Genomic DNA, 26,794 nt, shown 5'->3' with positions numbered 1-26,794 from the left:
GTCGTTCGGTCGGTGGTGCGGGACGGCGGTCCGGGCGTCAGGCGTAGCTGACGACCGCGCGGAAGCGGACCTCGCCGCGCTCGACCCGGTCGAGCGCCTCGGCGACCCGCTCCTTGGCGAAGGTCTCCACCATCGGGGTGACGGCCCCGGAGGCGACCAGGTCGAGGGCTTCGGTGAGCTGGTCGAGGCCGTTGTGGGTGGCGCCGATCACCTGCTGGCGCTGCGCCCAGAACGGGCTGGTGGGCGGAATCGTGAAGGAGTTCACCGGGTCGATGGTGGCGAGCACGAGCCGGCCGTTCGGCCGCAGGCCCTGCAGGGTGTCGGTGGCGGCCCGGTAGGAGGTGCCGGTCACCAGGACGACGTCGGCGCCGCCGGCCGCCCGCAGCTGCTCCCCGTCGGCGACCACGTGGTCCGCGCCGAGCGTCCGGGCCAGGCCGTGCTTGTCCGGGGAGCTGGTGACGGCCACCGTCTCGAAGCCGGCGGCGTGGGCGAACTGCACGGCGAGGTGGCCGAGTCCGCCGATCCCGAGGACCGCGACCCGCTCGTGCGGCTCCGGGTTCGCGGCGCGCAGCGCGCTCCACGCGGTGTACCCGGCGCACAGCACGGGCGCGGCGTTCTCGTACGAGAGGGCGTCCGGCAGCAGCACGGTGCTGTCGGCCGCGACCGCCACGTACTCGGCGTGGCCGCCCTGGACGGTGAGGCCGCTCATCACAGACTCCGGGCAGTTCATGCCGGACTGTCCGGTGAGCGGGAGGTTGAGCCGGCAGTACTCGCACCGGCCGCAGGTGGACTGCACCCAGGTGGTGCCCACCCGGTCACCGACCCGGCGGGTGGTCACGCCCGGGCCGACCTCGACGACCTCGCCCGCGGCCTCGTGCCCGACCACCACCGGGTCGAGCGGCGGGAAGGGGAACACGCCCTGGCTGACCCACAGGTCGTTGTGGCAGACCCCGCAGGCGTGCACCCGGATCAGCACCTGACCGGGCCCGGCCTTCGGGGTGGGGATCTCGCGCAGTTCCCAGCGCGCCTTCGCCTCGGGTACGACAGCTGCCCACATGGTTCGGACCACCCTTCCGGTCAGCGGCTCTGCGGCGTGAGGCGGACCGGGAGGGTCTCCACGCCGTTCATGATGAAGGTGACCTGCGGCGACAGGTCCTGTGCGGGGACGGCGAGTTCGAGGTCGGGGAAGCGCCGGAACAGCGCGGCGAGGGCGATCTCGGCCTCCATCCGGGCCAGCGGCATGCCGATGCAGCGGTAGATGCCGTGGCCGAAGGAGAGGTGTTCCTTGTTCGGCCGGGTGGCGTCGAAGGTGTGCGCGCTGTCGCCGTGGACGGTGCGGTCGCGGCCCGCCGCCGCGAAGTTGATCAGAACCGGCTCGCCCTTGGCGATGACCACACCGCCGAGCTCGATGTCCTCGACGGCGAAGCGGAACGGCAGGTGGGCGACGGGCGCCTCGGCGCGCAGCGTCTCCTCGATCACGTCCGCCCAGGTCACCTTGCCGTTCTTCAGCAGCGCCAGCTGCTCGGGGTGGGTGAGCAGGGCGCGGGTCGCGTTGGCCAGCAGGTTCATCACCGGCTCGGTGCCGGTGGCGAGCAACAGGTGCAGGGTGCCGACGAGTTCGGAGTCGTTCAGCCGGGAGCCGTCCTCCGCCTGGGCCTGGACCAGGTCGCTGGTCAGGTCGTCCCCGGGGTCGCGGCGCTTGGACTCGACGAACTCCGCCATCTCCCGGTGCCACTGGGCGACGTTGGCGGCCGACTCCTCGGGGGTGAGGGTGGTGTCGATGTTCGCCTCGCCGCCGCGCAGCATCTGCACGCGGTCCTCGGCGGGCACGCCGAACAGGTCGCAGATCACCCGGGCCGGCATCGGGCGGGCGAAGCGGGCCTTGAGGTCCACCACCTCGCCGGGTGCGCAGCCGTCGAGTTCGTCCAGCAGCTCGTCGACGGCCTTCTGCACCTCGGGCCGCAGCGCCTCGACGCGACGCGGGGTGAAGGCGCCGGCGGTCAGCTTCCGCAGCCGGGTGTGGTCGGCGCCGTACCGGGTGGTGAGGTTGTCCATCAGCACCCAGCCGATGAGCGGGAAGTCCTCGCCGATCCGGCCCTCGGCGAAGGCCGTCCAGTGCTGCCGCGGGTCCTTGGAGAGGCGGTGGTCGGACAGGGCCTGCCGGGCGAGCTCCTGGTCGGCGATCGACCAGGCGAGCACGCCGCCGGGCAGTTCGATCCGGGCGACCGGGCCGTTGGCCCGGATCCGGGCGGCCTCGCCGTGGATGTCGCGTCCGGCGGGGTCGAGGACGACGGGGGCGGGGTTTTCCATGGCAGCCTCCGGGCTGTCGGTGCGGGAGACGGACAGGGGTACGGACGGGCGTGCGGCCGTGCGCTCGTGCGCGCAGGGGTACGGACGGGCGTGCGGGCAGGCAGGAGCACGGGCAGGGCCGCCGCGGGTGCGGCCCTGCCCGGCAGGGGTATCGCCCTACAGGTACAGGGTGTTGGGCCCGAGGCCGCAGGCGATCCGGCCGTAGAGTTCGAGGTTGGTGTTCGGGTGGAGGATGGCGTGCAGGTTGAGGGCCTGGACGTCCCGCTCGATGCGCTGGATCGGGACGGCGGAGTAGATCGAGGAGCCGCCGCTGGCGGTGTTGAGGATGTCCACCGCCTCCTTGGTGCGCGCGCAGACCCCGCCGAGGTCGAGCCTGATCCTGGCCCGCTCCTCCAGCGTCCACTCCTCGCCGGTGGGGCCCTTGGTGTCGATCAGGGCGGCGGCGCGGTGGGCGTGGAACTCGGCCTCGTCGATCCTGGTGATGGCGTCGGCCACCTGGAGGTGGGTCACCGGGGCCTCGGACTGCTCGGTGTAGTCGGTGTAGCTGATCTTCCGGCCGGGGAGCCGCTCGAAGAACGCCTCCCGGGCGGCGCGGCCCAGCCCGAGGGCGGGCGCGGCCACAGTGGCACAGGCGGTGGGCATGAACGGCGCCCGGTAGATGGGGGATTCGGCGTTCGCGGCGGAGCGGTGCCGGCCCTGGAGGACCGGGACCATCGGCAGCACCCGCGCCTCGGGGACGAACAGGTCGGTGGCGATGGTGGTCACGCTGCCGGAGCCGCGCAGGCCGACGGTGTGCCAGTCGTCGACGATCTCCAGCTCCGCGAGCGGCACCGCCACCATGATCGGCTGCGGCCCCTCCGGGGTCATCAGCACGGCCGCGTTGGTGTTCCAGCTGCTGTGCAGGGCACCGGAGTTGAAGGACCACTTGCCGTTGAGCAGCACGCCGCCCTCGGCCGGGACGGCGACCGCGGTCGGGCTGAGGATGCCGCTGACGCGGACCCCGGGGGCGGTGAAGATCTCGTCCTGCACCTCGTCCGGGAAGAGGCCGGCCATCCAGGAGCTGATCGCGTAGACCGACATGACCCAGGCCGTGGAGCCGTCGCCGCGGGCCAGCTCGGCGATCACGTCCACGACGGTGCGCATGTCCGACTCGTAGCCGCCGTAGCGGACCGGTACCCGCAGCTGCAGCAGCCCGGAGTCGGCCAGGGCGGCCAGGGTGTCGTCGGACAGTCGGCGGTTCTCCTCGTGCCACACCGCGTTCTTCTGCAGCAGCGGCACCAACTCTGCTGCGCGGCTGACGAGTTCTTCCCTCGACGGGGATTCCTTGGCTGTCATCCGGGGGCTCCTCCGAGGTGGCGCGGCCCGCAGCGGACGGCTGACCGTCCGGGCCGCGGTCGTTGGTCGTTGACCGTTGGTCGTTGATCGGCCCTGTCGAGGCTGACACCCGGGCGGGGTGCTCGCATCTCCCTGATTGCGGCGCGCCGGGCGGCCCCACTACCGGTATTCGCGTCAACCGACCAGCGCAATCAAGGAGTTGTCGCACCTCCCGACCAGGTGTGAGGCTGGCCGCCACCCCGGCCTGCGCGATCGCGGCCGCGGGACCACCGGAGAAGGAGAACACCATGTCCGCCACTCCCTCGTCCAAGACCACCGAAGCCGCCCTGCGCGCCGTCCCCGAGCAGATCGTCGCGGCCTGGGCGCAGCACGACGCCGACGGCTTCGCCGAGGCGTTCACCGAGGACGCGACCCTGATCCTGCCCGGGGACATCTACCTGACGAGCCGCCAGGCGATCCGCGCCTTCATGACGCAGGCCTTCGCGGGCCCGTTCAAGGGCACCCGGGTCACCGGGCAGCCGACGTCGATCCGTGCGCTGGCCGACGGCGTGGCCGTGCTGGTCACCCAGGGCGGCGTGCTGGCCCCCGGGGACACCGAGGTGACGGCCGAGCGGGCGATCCGCGCGACCTGGGTGCTGGCCAAGCAGGGCGACGACTGGCGGATCGCCTCGTACCAGAACACCCCGATCGCCGGCTGAACGACCCGATCGCCGGCTGAAGCGCCGCAAGCAGCAGCCCCCGGCACGCCGTCCGCACCTCCCGCCCCCGCCCGTCCCGCCGACCCGTCGGCCCACCGAGAGGACCCGGTATGCGTCCCTTCCGTATCGACATCCCGCAGGAAGCCCTCGACGATCTGAACCGCCGGCTCGCGGCGACCCGCTGGCCCGGTGAACTGCCGGGCGTGGGCTGGGAGCGCGGGGTGCCGCTCGGCTACCTGAAGGAGCTGGCCGAGTACTGGCGCACCGGCTTCGACTGGCGCAAGGCCGAGGAGCACCTGAACTCGTTCCCGCAGTTCCTGACCGAGATCGACGGCGTGGACGTCCACTTCCTGCACGTCCGCTCGCCGGAGCCGGGCGCCGTGCCGTTGGTCATCACCCACGGCTGGCCCGGCTCGGTGGCCGAATTCCTGGACGTCATCGGGCCGTTGACCGACCCGCGGGCACACGGCGGCGACGCCGCCGACGCCTTCCACGTGGTCGTCCCCGCCCTGCCCGGGTACGGCTTCTCCGGCCGGCCGCAGGAGACCGGCTGGGACACCGCCCGGGTCGGCCGGGCCTGGGCCGAGCTGATGCACCGGCTCGGCTACGAGCGCTACCTGGTCCAGGGCGGCGACTGGGGCATGCCGGTCTCGCTCCAGCTCGCCCTGGCCGATCCGGAGCACGTCGCGGGCGTGCACCTCAACATGCTCGCCACCTTCCCGCCGCAGGATCCGGCGGAACTGGCGAAGCTGGCCGGCTCGGACCTGGCCCGGCTGCAGTTCGCCGCGCACTTCGAGCAGGACGGGGCCGGCTGGCGGAAGATCCAGTCCACCCGGCCGCAGACCCTCAGCTACGGTCTGACCGACTCTCCGGTGGGGCAACTCGCCTGGATCGTCGAGAAGTTCAAGGAGTGGACGGCCGCCGAGTCGGTGCCGGAGGACGCGGTGAGCCGCGACCGCCTGCTGACCAACGCCGCGATCTACTGGTTCACGGCCTCCGCCGGTTCCAGCGCCCAGCTCTACTACGAGTCCAACCGGCTCGACGTGGACTTCATCCGCACCTGGGCCGGCCCCTGGCCGCTGGCCGCGCCGGTCGGGGTGGCCGTGTTCCCCGAGGACGCCGTCCGGCCGATCCGCCAGTGGGCCGAGCAGATCCTGCCGACCCTCACCCACTGGTCCGAGTTCGACCGCGGCGGGCACTTCGCGGCGCTGGAGGAACCCGAGCTGTTCGTCGGCGACGTCCGCGCCTTCGCCCGCCAGGTGCGCCAACTCCCCTGAGGCTTTCCCGAAACCACTCCAACGGTACCGATCAGAAAGGGAGTCGACTTGTCCATCATCCTCAGGACCCGCGGCGTCGGGCGCCGCGGGCGCCGCACCCCCGGCTGGGCCGGATTCACCGCGCTGGCAGCCCTCGTGCTGGCGATCGGACCCGGCATGGCCGCCCCAGGGCCGGAGGCCGCGCCCGATCCGGCGGCCGTCGCGGAGAGCCACGGCCGCGGGGCCCACGCACGGGACTGGCCCCTTTCCAACGGCGATCTGACCAACACCCGCAACGTGACCCGGACGGCGATCGACTCCCGGACCGTCAAGGACCTCAAGGTCAAGTGGCGGCTGCCACTGGAGGGCAAGCCGACCTTCGCCGGCGTCATGGCCTCCAATCCGATCGTGGTCGGCGACACCGTCTACCTGATCAATCTGGACTCGGACGTCACCGCGGTGGACAAGGAGACCGGGAAGGTCCGCTGGAAGCGCGTCTTCGACAGCCCCTCGGTCGGGCCGAACGGCGTCGCGTACTCCCACGGCCTGCTCTTCGGGACGACGTTCACCGGCGTCTTCGCCCTCGATCCGGCGACCGGCCGGACGGTCTGGACGCGGGAACTGATCCCGGCCGGCCAGGGCGGCATCGACGTCGCGCCCCACGTGTACGAGGACACCGTGGTGGTCAGCACCGTCCCGAACACCTTCGGCAAGTACGTGCCGGGCGCCATGGGCACCATCTACGCGCTGGACGCCGCCACCGGCAAGGAGCGCTGGAACTTCAACACCATCAAGGACGGCGACCTCTGGGGCCATCCGGAGATCAACAGCGGCGGCGGCACCTGGTACGCCCCGGCCCTCGACTCGCACGGGCGGCTCTTCGTCACCATCGCCAACCCCGCCCCGCTCCCCGGGACTCCCGAGTACCCCAACGGCGCCAGCCGGCCGGGCCCCAACCTCTACACCAACTGCCTGCTGGCCATCGACAGCAGGACCGGCAAGCTGCTCTGGTACCAGGCGACCGCGCCGCACGACATCCGGGACTACGACCTCCAGGACCCGCCGATCGTCACCACCACCCAGGTCAACGGCGTGCGCACCGAAGTCGTGCTCGCCGCGGGCAAGATGGGCAAGGTCTTCGCCTACCGGGCCGACAACGGCACCCCGCTGTGGACACTGTCGGTCGGCACCCACATGAACGACGAGGGCCCGCTGCCGGACACCCCGACCGTCGTCATGCCGGGCATCCTCGGCGGCGTCGAGACCCCGATGGCGCTCTCCCGCGGCCGGCTGTTCGTGCCGTGGGTCGACACCCCGAGCACACTCACCGCCACCGGCGGGCTCCAACTGCCCGACTACAGCGTCGGCCGCGGCGGCCTCACGGCGGCGGACGTGTCCACCGGCAAGGTGCTCTGGAAGCGGGACCTGCCGCAGATGGCGCTCGGGGCCGCCACGGTGGCCAACGACGTGGTCTTCACCTCCACCTTCGACGGCCAGGTCTTCGCCTTCGACACCGCCACCGGCAAGACGCTCTGGTGCGACAAGACGCCGGCCGGCATCATCTCCTTCCCCGCCATCAGCGGGAACACGCTGTTCGTCGGTGCGGGCGCCCCCGGGCTCTCGGGCTCCTCGCAGTTCGAGCTGATCGCCTACTCGCTCTGACCCTCTCCTGATCCCTCCGGATCCCCGCACTGATCTCTGTTCTGATCGCTGCACTGATCGCTGTCAGACGGCCACCGGCCCGGCGTCCCACGCCGCGCCGGTGGCCGTCGTGCGTGCGTCCCGGGGACGCCCCGCCCGCCCGAAGCCCTCGCGCACGACGGCCCGTCGGAAGATCTCCGAAAAATTCTCCCGCCCGATGTCGAGACGCGCCGCCCGGCTCCGTCTACCAAGTGCCGGGCTCGGACCCCGGCGGTCGAGGACCCCGTGCCTCGACACCGCGCGGTCGTCGGGGAAGGAGTGGACGCCCTCCCCGGCGACCGCCGTCCTCCGCCGCCCCCCGGCAAAGGAGCCCAACAGGGACCACCGAGAGTGACCGGACGCCCGCAGCCCGGCCCCCGGAGCGCCCGCGGACGGTGTCCGCCCGAGGCCCGTCACCGCTGGCGCAAGCCCCCGGGCCTTCTCTCGTCGTGCGGTGCACAGCGGCCCCGACAGGCCCGATCCGGCAGCCTCCGAATGGCCTCCGTACACGGTCCGACCTGTGCTTTCCCGGGTCAAACCGGTGATCGTCCGGCCTGTCCCGCGGCCTCGGACGGTTCTTGACCATGCTTTCCGGACGCTGCTACACATCGACCCGTCGCCGACCGCACGTAGGCGGCTGATCTTCTGTGGGCACGACCGTGGAGGAGCCGTGGTGCAATCACCGACCGTAATGGCCGATGGACTGGACTTCCCGACCAGCCTGGCCTTCGACGACCAGGGCCGGGTCTACCTGGCCGAGTCCGGACTCCCCTTCGGAGGCGCCGCCCCGGGCGGCCGGATCTGGCGTCTGGAACCGGGAACCGACACCTCCGCGCGCACGCTGCTCGCCGACGGCCTGGCCGCCCCGGTGACCGGGCTGCTCTGGCACCAGGGCCACCTGTACGTCTCCGAGGGCGGTGCCGGCCGGATCACCCGGATCGGCCCGGACGGCGGGCGGACGGTCATCGTCGACGGCATGCCGGGGCCCGGCAACTACCACATCGACATGGCCGTGGCCGGGCAGGACGGGAAGCTGTACTTCGCCCAGGGGGCGATGTCCAACCTGGGGATCATCGGCCTGGACGCCTACGAACTCGGCTGGCTGGGACGGCTTCCGCACTCCTACGACGTCCCCGGCCTCGACGTGGTGCTCACCGGCGTCAACGTCACCACCGACGACCCGCTGGCCGGGCGGCCCGGCGCGAAGACCACCACCGGGGCGTTCGTCCCGTTCGGCACCCCGACCACCCCCGGGCAGCGGATACCCGCCGGACTGCCGTGCAGCGCGGCCGTGCTCCGCTGCGACCTCGACGGCGGCAACCTGGAGCTGGTCGCCTGGGGCATGCGCAACGCCTTCGGCCTGGGCTTCCTGCCGGACGGCCGGCTGCTGGCCGTCGACCAGGGCGCCGACGACCGCGGCAGCCGGCCGATCGGCAACGCCCCGGACCTGCTGTTCGAGGTCCGCGAGGGTGCCTGGTACGGCTGGCCGGACTTCGTCGGCGGCATCCCGGTGACGGACCCGGCATTCAAGCCCACCCGCGGCCCGCAGCCGACCTTCCTGCTCGCCAACCACGACGAACTCCCCGCCCCCGAACGGCCGGTGCTCGACTTCGAGTCCCACGTCGCGGCCACCAAGTTCGCCGTGGCCCCGCCGCGGTCGCCGCTGGCCGGGCAGCTGGTGGTCACGCTGTTCGGGGACGAGGCGCCGATGACCCTGCCGCCGGGCGGTCCGCAGCTCGGCCGCGACCTGCTGCTGGTCGACCCGGCCGACTGGTCCACCCGGGGCCTGCCCGCCGGCCCGCCGCTGCACCGGCCGATCGACGTCGGCTTCGCCCCGGGCGACGACGCGCTGCTGATCCTGGACTTCGGCGAGTTCGAGATGACCGACCACGGCGTCGAGGCCCGCAAGGGCACCGGCCGGCTCTGGCGCTGGACCGGCTGGGACCAGGCCTGAAGCGTGTCATCTCCGTTCGACGACAAGGGAGTTGCACCATGGCAGGCAGAAGCGGACTCTGGCTGATCGGCGGCAGGGGATCGGTGGCAACCACGGCCGTCTGCGGCCTCGCCGCGCTGCGGGCCGGGCTCGTTCCCGCGACCGGCAGCGTCAGCGAACGGCTCGGCCTCGACCCGGCCGTCTTCCCCGGCTGGTCCGAGCTGGTCACCGGCGGTCATGACCTCGTCCCCACGCCGCTGGGCAAGCGGGCGGAGGAGCTCGCCGCCGCCGGTGTGCTGCCCGGCTGGCTCCCGTCGGCGGTCGCCGAGGAACTCGACGCCGCCGACCGGGAGATCCGCCGCGGCTACGACCCGGCCGACCCGGCCGACCAGCCGCCCACCCAGGCCGAGGCCGCGGCCCGACTCGCCGCCGACATCGCGGAGTTCCGGCGCTCGCACGGCCTGGAGCGGGTCGTGGTGGTCAACGTGTCCTCCACCGAGCCCCCGCTCCCGCCGGCCCCCGAACTCGCCGACCTCGCCGCCCTCGAACCGGCCCTCGCCCAGGCCGGACGGCGGGTGCTCGGCCCGTCCGCCCTCGCCGCGTACGCCGCGTTCTCGGCCGACTGCCCGTACGTCGACTTCACCCCGTCGCCCGGCCTGCGCATCCCGGCGGTCACCGAACTCGCGGACCGGCGCGGCCTGCCGTACGCGGGCTGCGACGGCAAGACCGGCGAGACCCTGCTGCGCAGCGCGCTGGCACCGATGTTCATCGCCCGCGGGCTGCGGGTGCGGTCCTGGGCGGGGACCAATCTGCTCGGCGGCGGGGACGGCGCCAACCTCGGCCAGGAGGGCCGCGCCCAGGGCAAGTTGGCGGCGAAGTCGCGCGGGCTGGCCGCGCTGCTCGGCGAGCAGGTCACCGCGCCGCTGCACATCGACCACGTGCCGGACCTCGGCGAGCGCAAGGTCGCCTGGGACCACGTCTCCTTCGAGGGCTTCCTGGGCACCGCGATGAGCCTCCAACTGAGCTGGGACGGCTACGACTCGACGCTGGCCGCGCCGCTGGTCCTCGACCTCGCCCGCCTGGTGGCCGGGGCCCACGCGGCCGGACAGCGCGGGCCGCTCGGCGCGCTGGCCTTCTTCTTCAAGGACCCGCTCGGCAGCGAGGAGCACCGACTCGCCCAGCAGGAGCAGGAGTTGGCGTCCTGGGCGCGGCGGATCGCGGTGGCCCGATGAGCGTCACCGCACGCACCTGGCTGGACCTCGTCCGGGCACCCGCCGCGCTCACCGTCCTCGGGGACACCGTGGCGGGCGCGGTCGCGGCGGGCCGTCCGCTGCGCGGCCGGCGGCTGGCCCTGCCGCTCGCCTCGGTCGCCCTCTACTGGTCCGGGATGGCGCTGAACGACTGGGCGGACCGGGCGGTCGACGCGCGGGAGCGCCCCGAACGCCCCATCCCCTCCGGCCGGATCGAACCCGAGACCGCGCTCGCGACGGCCGCCGGGCTCGGCCTCACCGGACTGGCCCTGGCCGGCCTCGCGGGCGGCGCCGACGCGCTGCGGATCGCCGTCCCGCTCACCGCGGCGGTCTGGGCCTACGACACCGTGCTGAAGCCGACCCCGGCCGCGCCGCTGGGCATGGCGGCCTGCCGCGGCCTGGACGTCCTGCTCGGCGCCGGAGCCGCACACTGGCGGGCGGCCGGGGCCCCGGCCCTGGCGCTGGCCACCCACACCCTCGGGGTGACCGCGCTCTCCCGCGGCGAGGTGGACGGCGGCCGCGCCACCGACCGCCGGATCGCCCTGGCCGCCACCGTCTCCACCGCACTGCTGGCCGGCACCGGCCGGGCCGCCTCGGTACGGCACCGGACGGCCGGGGCGCTCTGCACCCTCGGGTACGCGGCCGCCACCGGAAGCGCCCAACTCGCCTCCGGGCAGCAGCAATTGGCGAAGGCCAAGGCCGACGCCGAGCCCAAGGCCGACGCCGAGCCCGGGTCCGACGCCGAGCCCGGATCGGCCCGGACCGCCCGAGCCGCGGCAGCCGTCCGGCGCGCCACCGTGGCCGGCATCCACGGCATGCTGCCGCTGCAGGCCGGACTGGCCGCCCGGCTGGGCTCGCTGCCGGCCGCGGCGCTGGTGCTCACCGCCCTGCCGCTCGCCCGGCGGCTGTCGGCCCGCCGGAGCCCGACATGAGCGCCCTCGCCATCGGGTACGGCACCAACGGGTTCTCCAACCACCGGCTGCCCGACGCGATCCGGGTCATCGCAGACCTGGGCTACACGTCGGTCGCCCTCACCCTCGACCACCACCACCTCGACCCCTTCGGCCCGGACCTGGCCCGGGAGACCGACCGGGTCGCGGCGCTGCTCTCCGCCTCGGGTCTGCGCTGCGTCGTCGAGACCGGCGCGCGCTACCTGCTCGACCCGTACCGCAAGCACCACCCCACACTGGTGTCCGGGGAGGCCGGGCCGAGGATCGACTTCCTGCTCCGCGCCCTGCGGATCACCGAAGCGCTCGGGGCCGACTGCCTGTCCTTCTGGTCCGGGGTGCGCGAGCCCGGGGTGGACGGCCCGACGAATCGTGCGCGGCTGGTCCGCCACCTCGACCCGGTGCTGGCCGAGGCGCAGCGCCGCTCCGTGCGGCTCGGCCTGGAACCCGAGCCCGGCATGGTCGTCCAGCACCTCGACCAGGCGCTCGACCTGCGTCGCGAGCTCGGTGGGCCCGACTGCCTGGGCATCACCCTCGACGTGGGGCACTGCGTCGCCGTGGAGCCGGTGGACGCCGCGGGTTGCATCCGGCACGCGGGCGGGCTGCTGGTCAACGTCCAGCTGGACGACATGCTCCCGGGCGTCCACGAACACCTGGAGTTCGGGCAGGGACAGCTCGACCTGGCCGCCACCCTGGCCGCCCTCGACGGCATCGGCTACGCCGGTGTCGCGGCGGTCGAGCTGCCCCGGCACAGTCACGCCGCACCGCACACCGCACGCACGGCCCTGGCGGCGATCCGCCGGGCCATGAAGACCGTTTCCGTTCCGCCGGTGCACACGGGCGCGCCGGCGTCGTCCACGATCGGAGACCTCCCGTGATGGCGTACAAACAGGAACACCCCTGGCTCGAAACCAGCGTCTACGGCGGGAGCCGGCCGGAGACGCTGCCGGAGCCGCCGCCCGACTGGCTGGCCGAGGCCGAGCGCCGGGTCCGCGAGTGGCCGGGCACGATCCACCAGGAGTTCCCGCTGGCCGGCCGGATGGTCGGCCGCGAGCCGGTGCGACCGGAGGCCGACCCGCAGGGGCTGGTGCACGGCACGGTCGACGACCGGGCCCGCGAGCGGCTGCTCACGGCGCTGGCCGACTCCCTGCCCGGCGCCGTCCTGGCGGCCGAGGTCGAGAAGCTGTACCGGCACGGCGACGACGCCGAGCGGCGCGGGGTGCTGCGCGCCCTGCCGGTGCTGCCGGACAGCGCGCGCCGGCTCGGCCTGGAGCTGGTCGCCGACGGCCTGCGCACCAACGATCCGCGGCTGGTCGCGGCGGCGATGGGCCCGTTCGCGGCCCGGCACCTGGGTCAGCACCAGTGGCGCCACGGCGTGCTGAAGTGCCTGTTCACCGGGGTGACGCTGGGGGCGGTGGCGGACCTGGTCGCCCGGACCGACTCCGAGCTGCTGCGGATGGCCCACGACCTGGCCGCGGAGCGCCGCGCCGCCGACCGCGAGATCGGCCCCGACCTGCGGGCGCTGCTCGGCATGACCGTACTGCTCTCCCTGGTCCCCCCGCTCCCGGATGACCACGCACCGCAGGACTGCGCAGCGGAGCACTCCCGGCCGACGGACTGCCACACGGAGGACTGCCGCACGGAGGACTGCCGCACGGAGGACTGCCGGTCATGAGGATCTTCGACCCCCACATCCACATGACCGCCCGCACCACCGACGACTACCGGAACATGCACGAGGCCGGCGTCCGGGCCGTCGTCGAACCGGCCTTCTGGCTCGGCCAGCCCCGCACCAACCCCGGTTCCTTCACCGACTACTTCGACACCCTGCTCGGCTGGGAGCGCTTCCGGGCCTCCCGGTTCGGGATCAGCCACAACTGCACGATCGCCCTGAACCCCAAGGAGGCCAACGACCCGCGCTGCGTCGAGGTGCTGGACGTGCTGCCGCGCTACCTCGGCAAGGACGGCGTGGTCGCGGTCGGCGAGATCGGCTACGACTCGATGACCAGGGCCGAGGACGAGGTCTTCGCGCACCAGTTGGCGCTGGCCGTCGACCACGACCTGCCGGCCCTGGTGCACACGCCGCACCGGGACAAGCAGGCCGGCACCCGCCGCTCCCTGGACGTGGTCCGCGAGTCCGGCATCGACCCGGGCGCCGTCGTGCTGGACCACCTCAACGAGGTCACCGTGGCGATGGTCGCCGACTCCGGCTGCTGGATGGGCTTCTCGATCTACCCGGAGACCAAGATGGACGAGCAGCGGATGGTCGCCGTCCTGAAGGAGTACGGCACCTCCCGGATCCTGGTCAACTCGGCGGCCGACTGGGGGAATTCGGACCCGCTCAAGCCGCACCTGGTCGGCCGGGCGATGCTCGCGGCCGGCTTCTCCGAGGCGGACGTGGACGCCGTCCTGTGGCGCAACCCGGTCGAGTTCTACAGCCGCAGCGGCCGGCTGATCCTCGACGAGCAGCTGCGGGCCGCCGACACCGGCGCGGCCTCCTTCGAGGGCAACTCGGTGCTGCGGGGCGGCTCGTGAACCCGGCCGCGCACCGGACCGCCCACCGCCCGGCGAGCCAGACCGCAAGCCGAGCCGTGAGCCGAACCGCGAACCGGCTCTGCTACTCGACCAACGTCCACCCGGCCGAGGACCTGCCCGGCATCCTGCGCCAACTCGACACCTGCGCCGTGCCGGTGCGCGAGCGGACCGGGTTCGACCGGCTCGGACTGGGCCTGTGGCTGGCCGCCGACGCCGCCGCCGAACTGGCCGCCGACCCGGCCCTGCTCCGGCGGCTGCGCACCGAACTGGACGCCCGGGAGCTGGCGGTGCTCGCCCTGAACGCCTTCCCGTACGGGGGCTTCCACCAGCGGGTGGTCAAGCACGCGGTGTACCGGCCGGACTGGACCGAGCCCGACCGCGCCCGCTACACCGCCGACTGCGCGACCGTCCTGGCCGGGCTGCTGCCCGACGACGCCGACGGCGGCAGCATCTCCACCCTGCCGCTCGGCTGGCGCCGGCCCTGGTCCGCCGCCGCGGACCGGGCCGCCGAGGAGGCGCTGCGGCGGACCGCGGCGGTGCTGCGCACGGTCTCGGGCCGGGCGGGCCGGCCGATCCGGCTGGCCGTCGAACCGGAGCCGGGCTGCGTCCTGGACAGCGTCTCGGACGCCGTGCGCTGGCTCGCCCCCCGCGCGGACCTCGAATTCGTCGGCCTCTGCCTGGACACCTGCCATCTGGCGGTCTCCTTCGCCGACCCGGAGCGGACGGTGGCCGAGGTCGAGCGGGCCGGCCTGCGGGTGGTCCGGATCCAGGCCTCGGCCGCCCTGCACCTGGACGACCCGGGCGACCCGCAGGCGCGCCGGCTGCTCGCCCGGTACGCCGAACCCCGCTACCTCCACCAGGTGCGGGAGCTGGACGGGTCCGGGCGGGTGCTCACCGCCGACGACCTGCCGGAGGCCCTGGACCGGCTGCCCGGCCGGGGGCCCTGGCGGGTGCACTTCCACGTGCCGCTGCACGCCCGCCCGCCCGCGCCGCTGCGCGCCACCACCGACGTTCTCCGCCGGGCGGTGGCAGCGGTCGGTGAGCGCACGGTGATCGAGGTCGAGACCTACACCTGGCCGGTACTGCCCGGGGAGAGCGTCGGCACCCCGCCCGGCGCCGCGGCCGGCGCGCCGGCCGGTGTCCCCGCCGGCATCGCCGCCGAACTGGTTTGGGCGGAACGCGAGTTGATCGGCGAGGGGGTGGTCCGGTGAAGCCCGTGGTGCTGCTGGACGTGGTCGGCCTGACCCCGCGCCTGCTGCCGTACATGCCGAACCTGGCCCGGCTGGCCGAGCAGGGCGGGTCCGCCCCGCTGCGCACGGTGCTGCCGGCCGTCACCTGCAGCGTGCAGTCCACCCTGCTCACCGGCCGGCTCCCGGCCGAGCACGGCATCGTCGGAAACGGCTGGTACTTCCGGGAGTTGGGCGAGATCCACCTCTGGCGCCAGCACAACCGGCTGGTCCGGGCCCCCAGCGTGTGGGAGCGCGCCCGCGCCCTGCACCCCGGCTACCGGGTCGCCAACGTCTGCTGGTGGTACGCCATGGGCGCCTCCACCGACCTGCTGGTCACCCCGCGCCCGGTCTACCACGCCGACGGCCGCAAGTCCCCCGACTGCTACACCCGGCCGCCGGCGCTGCGCGACGAACTCACCGACGCGCTCGGGCCGTTCCCGCTCTTCCAGTACTGGGGCCCGACCGCCGGGATCGCCTCCAGCCACTGGATCGTCTCGGCGGCCCGCCGGATCCTGCGCACCGAACGGCCCGATCTGCTGCTGGTCTACGTCCCGCACCTGGACTACGACCTGCAGCGCTACGGCCCCGACTCCTCGCAGGCCATGCTCGCGGCCCGCGCGGTGGACTTCGAACTGGCACCGCTGCTGGAGCAGGCCGAACGGGCCGGCGCCACGGTGGTCGCGCTCAGCGAGTACGGCATCACCCCGGTGAGCCGCCCGGTGGACATCAACCGCGAGCTGCGCCGGGAGGGCCTGCTGGAGGTGTACACCCAGGCCGGCATGGAGTACCTGGACCCGTGGACCTCGCGGGCCTTCGCCGTCGCCGACCACCAGATCGCGCACGTCTACGTCCCCGACGAGTCCGATCTGCCCAAGGTGCGCGACCAGTTGCTCCGGCTGCCGGGCGTGGCCGAGGTGCTGGACCGCGCCGACCAGGCCCGCCACGGGCTCGACCATCCCCGGGCCGGCGAACTGGTGGCGGTGGCCGCCCCCGACTCCTGGTTCACCTACTACTACTGGCTGGACGACGCGCGCGCCCCCGACTTCGCCCGGTCCGTCGAGATCCACCGCAAGCCCGGTTACGACCCGGCCGAGCTGTTCTTCGACCCGGCGGACCCGATGGCCAGGGCCAGGGCCGTGCTCGGCCTGGCCCGCAAGAAGCTCGGCCTGCGCTACGCCATGGACGTCGTCCCGCTGGACCCGTCCTGGGTCCGAGGTTCGCACGGCCGCCTGCCGGACTCCCCCGCCGACGGCCCCGTGCTGATCTGCTCCGACCCGGCCTGGCAGTCCGTCCTGGATGCGACCGGCGCGATCAACGCCACCGATGTCTCCCGACTCCTCCTGAAACTCCAGGGTTTGGCGAACTGACGATCCGTCAGCTCTTCCCCAGCCCGTCGGCCCGGCTCTCCAGGTAGCGGCGCTCGGGAATGCTCCCGGTGCGCTTGGCCGCCTCCCGGAAGCTCTTCCGGGCCGCCTCCAGGTCCCCGCTCATCTCCAGCAGGTGGGCACGGACCGCGGCCAGCCGGTGGTGGCCCGTGAGCCGGCCGTCGGCCTCCAGGGTCGCCAGCAGGTCGAGCCCGAACTGCGGGCCCTGCACCATCGCGGCGGCGACCGCGTAGTTGAGCGTCACCATCGGGCCGGGGGACATCCGCTCCAGCACCTCGTACAGCGCCATGATCTGCGGCCAGTCGGTGTCGTCCGCGTGCGCGGCCTCGCCGTGCACGGCCGCGATGGCCGCCTGCACCTGGTACGGCCCGGCCACCGCCTTCGGGAGGGTCTCGGCGATCAGCGCCAGGCCCTCCTTGAGCGCGGCCTGGTCCCAGCGGGAGCGGTCCTGCTCGGCGAGCGGGACGAGGCTGCCGTCGGGCCGGGTACGGGCCGGGCGGCGGGCGTCGGTCAGCAGCATCAGCGCCAGCAGGCCGGCGACCTCGCCCTCGTCGGGCAGCAGCCGGTGCAGTTCACGGTTGAGCCGGATCGCCTCGTAGGCGAGTTCGGGCTGCTGCAGGTCGGGGCCGCTGGTGGTGGTGTAGCCCTCGTTGAAGATCAGGTAGAGCACCTGGAGCACGACCGCCAGCCGTTCGGTGCGCTCGCTCTCGGGCGGCATCCGGAACGGCAGCCCGGTGCTCTTGATCCGCTGCTTGGCCCGGCTGATCCGCTGGGCCATGGTCGACTCGGGCACCAGGAAGGCGTGCGCGATCTGCGCGGTGGTGAGGCCCCCGACGGCCCGCAGGGTGAGCGCGACCTGCGAGCCGGGGGTGAGCGAGGGGTGGCAGCAGAGGAAGAGCAGGGTGAGCATGTCGTCCTGCTCGGCCGCCTTGGGCTCCTCGCCCGGGCCCGGCGTCACCGTCTCGTCGGTCGGGGTGAGCGCGGCGGCGGTGGCCTCCCGGCGCTGGCGGGCCTGCTCGCTGCGCAGCGCGTCGATCACCCTCCGGGCGGCCACGGTGATCAGCCACGCCCTGGGGTTGCCGGGGACGCCCTGGTCGGGCCACTGGACGGCGGCCGCCAGCAGGGCGTCCTGGACGGCGTCCTCACAGGCGTCGAAGTGCCCGTAGCGCCGGACGACCGCGCCGAGGACCTGCGGTGCCAGCGATCGGAGCAGGTCCTCGACCCGGGCGTCAGGGTTCATCTGCTCAACTCTCCGTATCGGCTTCGAAGACGACCTGGCGGACCTCGATGCCGGTGTACCGGGCGTCGGGGATCTGGCCGGCCAGTTCGACGGCGCGTTCCTTGGAGACGCAGTCGACCAGGTAGTAGCCGGCGATGAATTCCTTGGCGTCCAGGTACGGGCCGTCGGTGACAGCGGGCCGTCCGCCGCGGAGCCTGACCGTGGCGCTGCCGGACGGGTCGGCGAGGGCCTGGGTCATCACCATCTCACCGGAGTCGAGGATGTTCTGCTGGAACGTGGCGTGTCCGGAGAAGACCGCGTTGCGCTCTCTCTCGGACAGGCCGTCCCAGACTACCGGGTCCATGTGGATCAGCAGCATGTACTTCATCTCATCATTCCTTGATCCCTTGCGCGGCCGACAGGTGCTCTCCACCTGAGACTGTTCTCTACCTGAGACGTCGCCGCGGGCGGCCCGCCCTCGACATCCAAGCCGAGATCAAGCCGCCCGGTCCCGGTTTCCGCGCACCGGCCGCCCACCGGCCGGCCACGTGCTACCGGCCGGGAGCGCCCGCTCACCCGTACGGCCGACGCCGCCGTGCCCCGGCACGAGGACCGTCGTTGGGAGGGCGGGCGCCCGTCCGTACGGATGACCACCGCACGGATGACCACGGTACGGACGGCCGGACGCGCCCACCCCCGAGGAGAGGTGTGGAAGGCATGACGCAGCTGGTGTCGGTGCAGTGCTTCAACGTGTCACGGGACGGGTTCGGCGCCGGTGAGGGGCAGTCGCTGGAACGGCCCTTCGGCCATGCGGACCCCTCCCCCCTCTTCTCCTGGGCCGGTGCCACCGCGAGCTGGGTGAACCGCACCGACCCCGGCGGCACCCGCGGCCTGGACGACTACCTGACCCGCGACCACGCCCGCCCGCCCGGCGCGGTGATCATGGGACGCAACAAGTTCGGCCCCCAGCGCGGGCCCTGGGAGAACCACGACTGGAAGGGCTGGTGGGGCGCCAACCCGCCGTTCCACGCGCCGGTCTTCGTGCTCACTCACTACGAGCGCCCCTCCTTCACGCTGGCCGACACCACCTTCCACTTCATCGACGCCAAGCCCGCCGAGGCCCTGGACCAGGCCAAGCAGGTCGCCGGGGACCGCACCATCCGCATCAGCGGCGGGGTCACCACCATCCGCGAGTTCCTGGACGCCGACCTCATCGACACCCTGCACATCGCCGTCGCCCCCGTCGACATCGGCCGGGGCGAACGGCTCTGGCGCAGCCACACCGAACTGCTCGACCGCTTCCACCTCGACACGGTGCCCAGCCCGAGCGGCGTCACCCACCTGCTGTTCTGGCGCCGCTGAGCAGCAGCGACCAGCGACCCGCGACCCGTAGGAAACCGAAAACCGACGACCGACGGCTGTGGCCGGGGCCTTCCGCCCCGGCCACAGCCGTTCTCCTTTCTCGCCCCCGTTCAAACCTCCGGCGGGCAGCACGTTGGAAGAAACGACGATGTCGAATCCCTCCGTCCGGGTCCGACCTACGGGCGAGTGGCGCCGCGCCGCGTGCCACCCAGCAAAAGATCGGAAGGTACCACCGCCCGTTCCCCGCCCCGGGAGAGAGAGGTTGCACATGAGCTCACCAGCACCCACCCGTACGGCAACACTGCCGTCACTGGAGGGACTTCGCGCCATCGCCGTCGTCTTCGTCTTCGCCAGTCACGCGCTCGTCCTCGGCGCGTTCAAGGACCCGGACGCGCTCTCCGTCTTCAGCACCCTGACCGGAGACGGACGGATCGGCTTCCTCGCCGTCTCCTTCTTCTTCGTCCTCAGCGGCTTCGTGCTCACCTGGTCCGCCAAGCCCGGCCAGACGGCCACCGGCTTCTGGCGGCGCCGGGTGATGCGCATCGGGCCCTCCCACGTCCTGATCGGCGCCATCGCCCTGACCCAGTTCGCCGCTGCGGGCGAGACGATCAGGTGGGGGCCGGCGATCGCCAACCTCTTCCTGGTGCAGAACTGGTTGCCCTCCCAGGACCTGATCATGTACCAGTTCAACGGCGCGACCTGGACGCTCGCGGTGGAGATGCTCTGCTACGCGATGTTCCCGCTGCTGGTGCGCTACGTCCGGCGCCTGGACACCCGGGCCCTGTGGTCCTGGATCATCGGTCTCGGCGCGACCGCCATCCTGCTCCCGGCGATCAGCTACCCGCTGCTCTCGGGCTTCCCGCCGAGCCACTTCTACCCCCTGGGCTCCTGGCCCCAGCTGTGGGCGCTGTACTTCTTCCCGCCGGTCCGCTGCATCGACTTCGTGATCGGCATGTTCCTCGCCCGGATCGTCGCCTCCGGCCGCTGGCCGAAGATCCGGATCCTGCCGGCCGTGCTGCTCAACCTCGCCGCCTTCCTGCTGCTCTACCACCTGCCCATCCCGTTCGGGATCGCGGCGTTCTACCCCGTCCCGGCCGCGCTGCTGATCGGCTCGCTGGCCGCCCGGGACCTCTCCGGCAAGCGCACGATCCTCAGCACCCGGCCCATGGTCTGGCTCGGGGAGCTGTCCTTCGCCTTCTACATCATCCACATCACCGTGATGTTCGCGGTGCACGCGGCCTTCAAGGGCGAACTGGTGGGCTACGCGCACTCGTACACCCCGACCGCGTTCTCCACGCCCGTCGCCGTCCTGTTCATCATCGGCCTCTACGTCCTGATCGTCGCGCTCGCCTGGGTGCTGCACCACACCGTCGAGCTCCCGGCCATGCGCCGCTGGAGCCGCCCGGCACCCCGGCCGGCCGCCAACCGCCCGAAACCGGAACCCCAGCCGCAGACCTGACCGCCCCCACCACCGGAGACCGCCATGGACTCGTCCCCCCAGTCCGCGACGACCACGCCGACCGAGACCACGACGACCGCCACGACGACCGCCACGACCGGCACGACCACGACGACCGAGCACCCCGAGCCGCTGTCCTACCCGATCCGCCGGACCTGCCCGTACACGCTCCCCGAGGACTACCGCGAGCTCCTGGAGCGGCCGACCCCCAGCCGGGTCCGGCTGCCCAGCGGCAAACTCGCCTGGGCCACGGCCCGCTTCGAGGACGTCAAGGCGATGCTGGGCGACAACCGCTTCAGCTCCGACCTGCGCCGCCCGGGCTACCCGCTGATGATGGACCACCAGGTCCCCCCGCCGGAGTTCTCCACCTCGCTGGTCGGGATGGACCCGCCCGACCACACCCTGGCCCGCCGCGCGGTGGCCGGGGACTTCACCCCCCGCAGCATCAACCGGCTGCGGCCCCGGATCCAGGAGATCACCGACGAGCACGTCGACAGGCTCCTGGCCGGGCCCCGCCCCGCCGACCTCATCGACGCCTTCGCCAACCCGGTGCCGCTGCTGGTGATCTGCGAACTGCTCGGCGTCCCGTTCGCCGACCGCGAGTTCTTCCTGCGGACCTCCTTCATCCTGATGAACGCCACCACCCCCGAGGCCGGCGGCCAGGCCACCGGTGAACTCATGGGCTACATGGACGAGTTGGTCACTCGCAAGGAGCAGGTGCCGACCGACGACCTGCTCGGCCGGCTCGCCGCGCGGCGCGGCGAGCCGGGCGTCCCCGACCACCGCGACCTGGTGGGCATGGCGTTCATGCTGCTCATGGCGGGCCACGAGACCATCGCCAACGTCGTCGGCCTGAGCGCCATGCTGCTCCTCGAACGCCCGGAGCTGCGCAGCGCGCTGGCCGCCGACCCGTCGCGCTGGCCGGCGGCCGTCGACGAACTGCTGCGCTTCTTCACCATCGCGGAGATCGCCAACTCCCGGGTGGCGCTGGAGGACGTCGAGATCGGCGGGGTCACGATAGCCGCCGGCGAGGGCGTGCTCGGCCTGACGGTGGCGGCCAACCGGGACCCGAAGCGGTTCCCGGACCCGGACGCCTTCGACATCGGCCGCGTCGACCGCAGCCTGGCCTTCGGCTTCGGCGCCCACCAGTGCCTCGGCCAGCACCTGGCGAAGACCGAACTGGAGGTCCTCCTCGGGACGTTGTTCACCCGCGTCCCCGAACTGCGCCTGGCCGAGCCGGCCGACGCGCTGAGCTTCAAGGAGTACCACGTCAACTACGGCCTGCACACGCTGCCGGTCACCTGGTGAAGGGGGAACCCATGCAGATCCGTACCGATGCCGACCGCTGCATCGGCGCGGGCCGGTGCTTCCTCGCCGCGCCCGCGCTCTTCGACCAGAACGACCACGACGGGACGGTCGTGGTACTGGTCGAGCAGGTCACCGGCGACCAGGTGGAGGGCGCGCGGGCGGCGGTCGACGACTGCCCGACGCGCACCCTGTCCCTGATCGAGGGGTAGCGACAACGGAAGCCGGCGCGGGACCCGAAGGTCCTGCGCCGGCTTCGTCGTTGCCCGGTCCGTCAGGTCACTCGCCGCTGTCGGCACCGGCGGCGGCGCTGTTGCGGGCGGCCCGCTGGAAGTAGATCCCCGCCAGGACCGCCAGCAGGGCGAAGACCCCGGTGGAGACGGCCGCGACGGTGTTCAGCCCGCTCACGAAGGCCGCGTGCGCCGTCTTCAGCAGCGCCGCGGAGGCGTCGGCCCCGAGCTGCGCCGCCTCGGCGGCCGCCCCGGCGACGGTCTCCTGCGCCTGGTCGGAGCCGACCCCGCTCATGTTGCTGGTGTAGACCGCGGAGCCGATCGTGCCGAGGACGGCCAGACCGAGCGCACCGCCCAGGTAGTTCGCGGTCTCCGCCATCGACGCGGCCGAACCCGCGCGCTCCGGCGGCACCGAGCCCACCACCAGTCCGATGCCGAGCGCGAACATCGGGCCCGCGCCCAGGCCGATGATCGCGGTGCCGAGCACGATCGGCCAGGCGCCGTGGTCGCCGTTCACCAGGATCAGCACCGCCGCGCCGACCGCGGAGAGCAGCATGCCGCCGGTGATCGCGGTGCGCGGGGTGATCTTCCGCATCAGGGCCGGCGTGGACATCGTCCCCACCGCCATGCACAGGCCCATCGGGACGAACCACATGGCCGAGGCCAGCGGGGAGTAGCCGAGCACCGTCTGCAGCAGCTGGGTGACGTTCAGCGCGGTGCCCGCCAGGACCATCCCGGCCAGCGCCAGGGCGGTCAGCATGATCGTGAAGGAGCTGTTCGCGAAGAGCCGCAGGTCCAGCAGCGGGTCGTCGCCCTTGAGCTGCCGGCGCACGAACGCGGTGCCGAACACCAGGCCGACCGCCAGCGCCACCAGGCCGGGCACCGGGCTGCCGTTGCCGAGCGAGAGCACCTTGATCGCGTACACCACCGGCAGGATCCCGAGCAGGGAGAGCACGACGCTGACCAGGTCCAGGCGCTTCGCGTGCTCGGGGCGGAACTCCGGGAGCAGGACGGGCCCGGCGATCAGCACCACCGCCGCGACCGGGACGGCCAGCAGGAACACCGCGCCCCACCAGAACGGCACCAGCAGCACGCCGCCGAGCACCGGGCCGAGGGCGGCGCCGGTGAAGGTGCAGGTGGCCCAGATCGAGATGGCCTTCCCGCGCTGCTTGTCGTCACGGAAGATGTTGGTGATCAGCGCGAGGGTGGAGGGCATCAGGGTCGCGCCCGCCATGCCCTGCACGCCGCGGGCCACGATCAGCATGATCGGGCTGGTCGCCCAGGCGCAGGCCAGCGAGGCGAGGGCGAACACCGCCATGCCCGCCATGAGGAGCTTGCGGCGCCCGATCCGGTCACCGATCGAGCCCATGGTGATCACCAGGCCGGCGACCATGAAGCCGTAGGCGTCGGTGACCCAGAGCTGCTGGACGCTGCTGGCACCGAGGTCGGCGGTGAGCCTGGGCAGCGCCAGGAACAGGACGTTCGAGTCGAGCGCGACCAGCAAGGTCGGCAGTGCGAGGATCGCGAGTGCGAGCCAGGGCCGTGCGCTCGTGCGTGGGAGGTCTGTCTCCGCTGTAGTGACGGACATGGCCTGTCGCTTCCCTTCGCTCATGTCGTAATGCCGTTCACTACGTTGTCGAGACAGCGGGCCGATTCTTGCGCCGCTCCGGGGAACTTTTTCGCGGAACTTTTTTCCCGGGGGTTGCCACCGCCGCATCGACCACTCCCGACCCGGGCCCCGGCCGGGGTCCGGACACGAGAACACCGGCTGCCGATCGGGTCGGCAGCCGGTGTCAGGTCCGCGAGGTTCCTGCAGGTCAGTGGTGTTCGGTCAGTGGTGGTACTCACCGCAGTTGACGTCCAGGCAGTGGCCCGTGACGGCGCGCGCCAGGTCCGAGGCGAGGAAGATCACCACGTCGGCGGTCTCCTCCGGGGTCTGCAGCCGGCGCAGGTCCATGTCGGCGGCCACCTCGCGGTAGCCCTCCTCCAGCGACATGCCGCGCATCTCGGCCAGCCCCCCGATGAACTCCTTCACCTTCTCCGTCCACATCGGCCCCGGCGCCACGGTGTTGACCCGGATGCCCTGCGGGCCCAGCTCGGTGGCGAGGACCTGGGCTGCCGCGAGCAGCCCCGCCTTCGCGATCTTGTACGCCCCGCAGGCGCGCTTGGAGTGCCGCAGGACCGACGAGTTGATCATGACGATCGAGCCGCGGCTGTCCCGCAGCGCCGGGGTGAACAGCTTCGACAGCCGCAGCGCCGCGTAGACGCCCACCTCCATGCTGGGGCGGATGTCCTCCGTCGCGGTGTCGTTGAGCTCGGTGTGCGGCGGCTCCACCAGCGCGTTGTTGATCAGGGCGTCGACCCGGCCGAACCGGTCGAGCGTGGCGGCGACCAGCGCCTCCGCGGCGGCCTGGTCGGTGATGTCGGTGGGCACCGCGAGCGCGCGGCGCCCGGTCTCCTCGACGGCCTTGGCCACCTCGTCCAGGTAGGACGAGGTGCGCGCCGCGAGCACGACGTCGGCCCCGGCCTCGGCGCACCGCACGGCGAGCGTCCGGCCGAGCCCGGCCCCCACGCCCGACACGACGACGACCTTGTCGGTCAGCAGCTCCGGAACCTTGATGTGTTCGTCGATGTGCTCGTCCATGTGGTCGTCCTCTCGATGCAGTCGGCACGGGAGTGCCGAGGAAGAGGGGAGCCCGGGGGCCCCGAGACCCCCGGGCAACCGGTCAGGCGATTCAGGCGGACGCGCCCTCGCTGTAGACGATCGGCCGGACCTCGATGCCCAGGCCCTCGACGGCCGCGTCCGGGATCATCGCGGCGACCTCGTGGGCGCGGGCCAGGTCGGCGACCTCGATGATGTAGGCGCCGCCCACGTACTCCTTGGCCTCGGCGTACGGGCCGTCCGTCACCGCCGGCACACCGCCGCGAACCCGGACCACGGCGCTCTGGTCGGGACCGGCCAGGGCAAGGGTGCCGACGAACTCGCCGGTCGCCTTGATCTTCTCCATGAACCCGCCGTGCCCCTGGAAGACGGCGTTGCGCTCCTCCTCCGACAGGGCGTCCAGGACCTCGGCGTTCGGGTACATCATGATCAGGTACTTCATGGTCCGCTCCTTGCGACGAGAGGCGCCCGCTGCGCCCCCTCCACTTCACAGTCGGCGCCGCGGCGCCGTTCTCGACATGGTCGCGAAAAACTTTTTGCTTGCCCAACCGGACGGCCCGCCACCGCTTCCCGGCCCGCCACTCGCCTCCCGGCCGGCCACCGCGTCACGCCGTCGGCCCGCCGAGGGCCGAGGGCGGTACCGGCCGCCGGGCCGCCAGCAGGACGCGCAGCAGGGTGCGCGGGCGCATCAGGGACTGCGGGGAGGCCACCAGCCCGGCGATCCGCACCAGTGCGTCGGTGACCCGGGCGTCGCGGACCGCCGCCCGCTGGGCCAGCCCGACGTACCGGTTGACCAGGACGGTCTGCACCGTCCGACGGCCCTTGACCCCCGGGTAGCCCAGGTCGGACACGGCGGCGAAGGACCAGGGGGCGCGGATCTCCCGCGCGACGTCCCGGAAGAAGGCCTGGTGGCGCGGCAGCCGGCGCCCCGCGGTGTGCCGGCGCAGCACCAGCGCCTGCAGCGCGGCCGAGGTCATGCCCTGGGCGTAGGCGGGGTTGAAGCTGCACACCGCGTCGCCCATCACGAGCAGGCCCTCGGGGAAGCGCTCCAGCCGGTGGTAGTCCCGGCGGACGCTGGCCGGGAAACGGAACCGCAGGGGCTCGTCGAGGGGTTCGGCGTCGCGGATCGCCTCGTGGATCTCGGGGGCGGGCAGCGAGCGCACGTAGGCGTGGAACCCCTCGGGGTCGGTGGGCGGGTGGTCGCCCACGATCCCGGTCACCGACAGCTCCACCCGGTTGTCGTCGCCGGGCACCCGGTAGAAGAAGGCTCCGCGCGGGTGCGAGGGCGTGGCGGCCGGAATGATCGCGATCTCGCTGCCGAACGGGTCCTTGTCGAGCCGGTAGTGGCGGGTGGTGTACGCCAGGTCGATCTCGATCCGTTCCTCGGGCGGCGCGTCGTAGCCCAGTTCGGCCAGCCACAGCGGGGTCCGCGAGCCGCGGCCGGTGGTGTCCACGACCAGGTGCGCGTCGAGCGTGCGCTCCTCGGCTCCCGGGGTGCGCTGCTGCACCCTGACCCCGGTGACCCGGCGTCCGTCGGCATCGGCCACCGGGGCGATGATGTCGTGCTCCTCCAGGAACGTCACCTCCGGCAGCGCCCGTACCCGTTCGCGCAGGTGGTGTTCGAGCACCGGCCGGGTGGCGGGCACGGACGGCAGGCCGGTGCGGGCCTGCCGCAGCCGCAGTCCGTTGAAGTACCACCGGATGTCGCCGCTGAAGTCGCCCGGCCGCACCCCGGCGGCGATCAGCTCGTCGGTGAGGCCGGGGAACAGCGACTCCATGATCTGGTGGCCCCGGGCGACCAGCCCGTGGGCGTGGTTGCCGTGCGGGACTCCGCGGCGAGGACCGCGGGTCCCGAGGATCTTGTCGCGTTCGACGATCACGACCCGGGGATAGGACTCGGAGAGCACCCTGGCCGCCAGCAGGCCCGCGATGCTTCCGCCGAGAACCACGGCACATTCGTCGGTACGGGTGCCCATGACGACTCCTTCTCTCGGATTCT

Annotated in this window: 24 protein-coding genes; 15 read left to right on the top strand and 9 right to left on the bottom strand. The window is 72.8% G+C overall.

The features are described 5' to 3' along the window. Positions 1–37: 37 nt before the first annotated feature. The 3 genes from BX285_RS19290 to BX285_RS19280 form a co-directional block, all read right to left on the bottom strand. The gene (locus BX285_RS19290) at positions 38–1,057 is read right to left on the bottom strand and encodes an alcohol dehydrogenase catalytic domain-containing protein (protein ID WP_121175931.1); all 1,020 of its coding nucleotides are present in this window, start codon (positions 1,055–1,057) and stop codon (positions 38–40) included. A gap of 20 nt (positions 1,058–1,077) precedes the next feature. Continuing rightward, a complete protein-coding gene (locus BX285_RS19285; RefSeq protein WP_121175929.1) occupies positions 1,078–2,310 on the bottom strand; it encodes a cytochrome P450 in 1,233 nt (410 codons plus the stop codon). Between the two features lie 156 nt (positions 2,311–2,466). Beyond that, complete coding sequence (locus BX285_RS19280; protein WP_121175926.1) at positions 2,467–3,645, bottom strand: acyl-CoA dehydrogenase family protein; 1,179 nt, start codon at positions 3,643–3,645, stop codon at positions 2,467–2,469. Between the two features lie 287 nt (positions 3,646–3,932). Between BX285_RS19280 and BX285_RS19275 the strand changes: the two genes are divergently transcribed. The 11 genes from BX285_RS19275 (at position 3,933) to BX285_RS19220 (ending at position 16,540) form a co-directional block, all read left to right on the top strand. Beyond that, complete coding sequence (locus BX285_RS19275; RefSeq protein WP_097240421.1) at positions 3,933–4,343, top strand: SgcJ/EcaC family oxidoreductase; 411 nt, start codon at positions 3,933–3,935, stop codon at positions 4,341–4,343. Between the two features lie 110 nt (positions 4,344–4,453). Beyond that, positions 4,454–5,620 carry an epoxide hydrolase family protein gene (locus tag BX285_RS19270; protein WP_097239117.1) on the top strand — a complete coding sequence of 389 codons (1,167 nt, stop codon included), beginning with the start codon at positions 4,454–4,456 and terminating at the stop codon, positions 5,618–5,620. Between the two features lie 48 nt (positions 5,621–5,668). Further along, positions 5,669–7,261, top strand: coding sequence for a PQQ-binding-like beta-propeller repeat protein (locus tag BX285_RS19265; RefSeq protein ID WP_121175924.1), 1,593 nt, complete (start codon positions 5,669–5,671; stop codon positions 7,259–7,261). 709 nt (positions 7,262–7,970) lie between these two features. Further along, on the top strand, positions 7,971–9,233 hold the full coding sequence (locus tag BX285_RS19255; RefSeq protein ID WP_218893126.1) for a sorbosone dehydrogenase family protein: 1,263 nt from the start codon (positions 7,971–7,973) through the stop codon (positions 9,231–9,233). Positions 9,234–9,271: 38 nt separating this feature from the next. Continuing rightward, positions 9,272–10,444, top strand: coding sequence for an inositol-3-phosphate synthase (locus BX285_RS19250; protein WP_097239115.1), 1,173 nt, complete (start codon positions 9,272–9,274; stop codon positions 10,442–10,444). Then, complete coding sequence (locus BX285_RS19245; protein ID WP_097239114.1) at positions 10,441–11,394, top strand: SCO3242 family prenyltransferase; 954 nt, start codon at positions 10,441–10,443, stop codon at positions 11,392–11,394. The genes BX285_RS19250 and BX285_RS19245 overlap by 4 nt, the downstream gene beginning before the upstream one ends. Continuing rightward, entirely contained in the window at positions 11,391–12,287 is an 897-nt protein-coding gene (locus tag BX285_RS19240) for a sugar phosphate isomerase/epimerase (protein ID WP_121175919.1), read from the top strand. Before BX285_RS19245 ends, BX285_RS19240 begins: the two co-directional genes overlap by 4 nt. Next, complete coding sequence (locus BX285_RS19235) at positions 12,287–13,084, top strand: EboA domain-containing protein (protein WP_121175917.1); 798 nt, start codon at positions 12,287–12,289, stop codon at positions 13,082–13,084. The genes BX285_RS19240 and BX285_RS19235 overlap by 1 nt, the downstream gene beginning before the upstream one ends. Continuing rightward, positions 13,081–13,944: a TatD family hydrolase gene (locus BX285_RS19230; RefSeq protein WP_121175914.1), complete on the top strand. Its 864-nt coding sequence runs from the start codon at positions 13,081–13,083 to the stop codon at positions 13,942–13,944. The genes BX285_RS19235 and BX285_RS19230 overlap by 4 nt, the downstream gene beginning before the upstream one ends. Positions 13,945–14,000: 56 nt before the next feature. Next, positions 14,001–15,155: a metabolite traffic protein EboE gene (eboE, locus tag BX285_RS19225; RefSeq protein ID WP_121177668.1), complete on the top strand. Its 1,155-nt coding sequence runs from the start codon at positions 14,001–14,003 to the stop codon at positions 15,153–15,155. 5 nt (positions 15,156–15,160) lie between these two features. Beyond that, a complete protein-coding gene (locus BX285_RS19220) occupies positions 15,161–16,540 on the top strand; it encodes an alkaline phosphatase family protein (protein ID WP_373560575.1) in 1,380 nt (459 codons plus the stop codon). A gap of 7 nt (positions 16,541–16,547) precedes the next feature. Here the strand turns inward: BX285_RS19220 and BX285_RS19215 are convergent, their stop codons facing one another. Continuing rightward, positions 16,548–17,798 carry an RNA polymerase sigma factor gene (locus tag BX285_RS19215; RefSeq protein ID WP_097239109.1) on the bottom strand — a complete coding sequence of 417 codons (1,251 nt, stop codon included), beginning with the start codon at positions 17,796–17,798 and terminating at the stop codon, positions 16,548–16,550. A 4-nt stretch (positions 17,799–17,802) separates the two neighbouring features. Then, the gene (locus BX285_RS19210) at positions 17,803–18,165 is read right to left on the bottom strand and encodes a YciI family protein (protein WP_097239108.1); all 363 of its coding nucleotides are present in this window, start codon (positions 18,163–18,165) and stop codon (positions 17,803–17,805) included. A gap of 329 nt (positions 18,166–18,494) precedes the next feature. Here BX285_RS19210 and BX285_RS19205 point away from each other — a divergent pair, with 329 nt between their 5' ends. The 4 genes from BX285_RS19205 to BX285_RS19190 all read left to right on the top strand — a co-directional run bounded on the left by BX285_RS19205 (position 18,495) and on the right by BX285_RS19190 (position 22,115). Further along, on the top strand, positions 18,495–19,139 hold the full coding sequence (locus BX285_RS19205; RefSeq protein WP_097239107.1) for a dihydrofolate reductase family protein: 645 nt from the start codon (positions 18,495–18,497) through the stop codon (positions 19,137–19,139). 268 nt (positions 19,140–19,407) lie between these two features. After that, on the top strand, positions 19,408–20,598 hold the full coding sequence (locus BX285_RS19200) for an acyltransferase (RefSeq protein WP_179852959.1): 1,191 nt from the start codon (positions 19,408–19,410) through the stop codon (positions 20,596–20,598). A 24-nt stretch (positions 20,599–20,622) separates the two neighbouring features. Further along, positions 20,623–21,906 carry a cytochrome P450 gene (locus tag BX285_RS19195; protein WP_097239105.1) on the top strand — a complete coding sequence of 428 codons (1,284 nt, stop codon included), beginning with the start codon at positions 20,623–20,625 and terminating at the stop codon, positions 21,904–21,906. 11 nt (positions 21,907–21,917) lie between these two features. After that, the gene (locus tag BX285_RS19190; protein WP_097239104.1) at positions 21,918–22,115 is read left to right on the top strand and encodes a ferredoxin; all 198 of its coding nucleotides are present in this window, start codon (positions 21,918–21,920) and stop codon (positions 22,113–22,115) included. 67 nt (positions 22,116–22,182) lie between these two features. On the opposite strand, the gene BX285_RS19185 is transcribed toward BX285_RS19190, so the two are convergent. The 4 genes from BX285_RS19185 to BX285_RS19170 form a co-directional block, all read right to left on the bottom strand. Beyond that, entirely contained in the window at positions 22,183–23,721 is a 1,539-nt protein-coding gene (locus BX285_RS19185) for an MFS transporter (protein WP_097239103.1), read from the bottom strand. A gap of 243 nt (positions 23,722–23,964) precedes the next feature. After that, positions 23,965–24,777 carry an SDR family oxidoreductase gene (locus tag BX285_RS19180; RefSeq protein ID WP_097239102.1) on the bottom strand — a complete coding sequence of 271 codons (813 nt, stop codon included), beginning with the start codon at positions 24,775–24,777 and terminating at the stop codon, positions 23,965–23,967. 91 nt (positions 24,778–24,868) lie between these two features. Then, positions 24,869–25,237: a YciI family protein gene (locus BX285_RS19175; RefSeq protein ID WP_097239101.1), complete on the bottom strand. Its 369-nt coding sequence runs from the start codon at positions 25,235–25,237 to the stop codon at positions 24,869–24,871. Between the two features lie 163 nt (positions 25,238–25,400). Continuing rightward, positions 25,401–26,771: an NAD(P)/FAD-dependent oxidoreductase gene (locus BX285_RS19170; RefSeq protein WP_097239100.1), complete on the bottom strand. Its 1,371-nt coding sequence runs from the start codon at positions 26,769–26,771 to the stop codon at positions 25,401–25,403. Positions 26,772–26,794 lie beyond the last annotated feature (23 nt).

The sequence above is a fragment of the Streptomyces sp. 1114.5 genome (genome assembly GCF_003635085.1).
Taxonomy (GTDB): Bacteria; Actinomycetota; Actinomycetes; order Streptomycetales; family Streptomycetaceae; genus Kitasatospora.
This window is presented reverse-complemented; position numbering and strand designations above follow the sequence as displayed.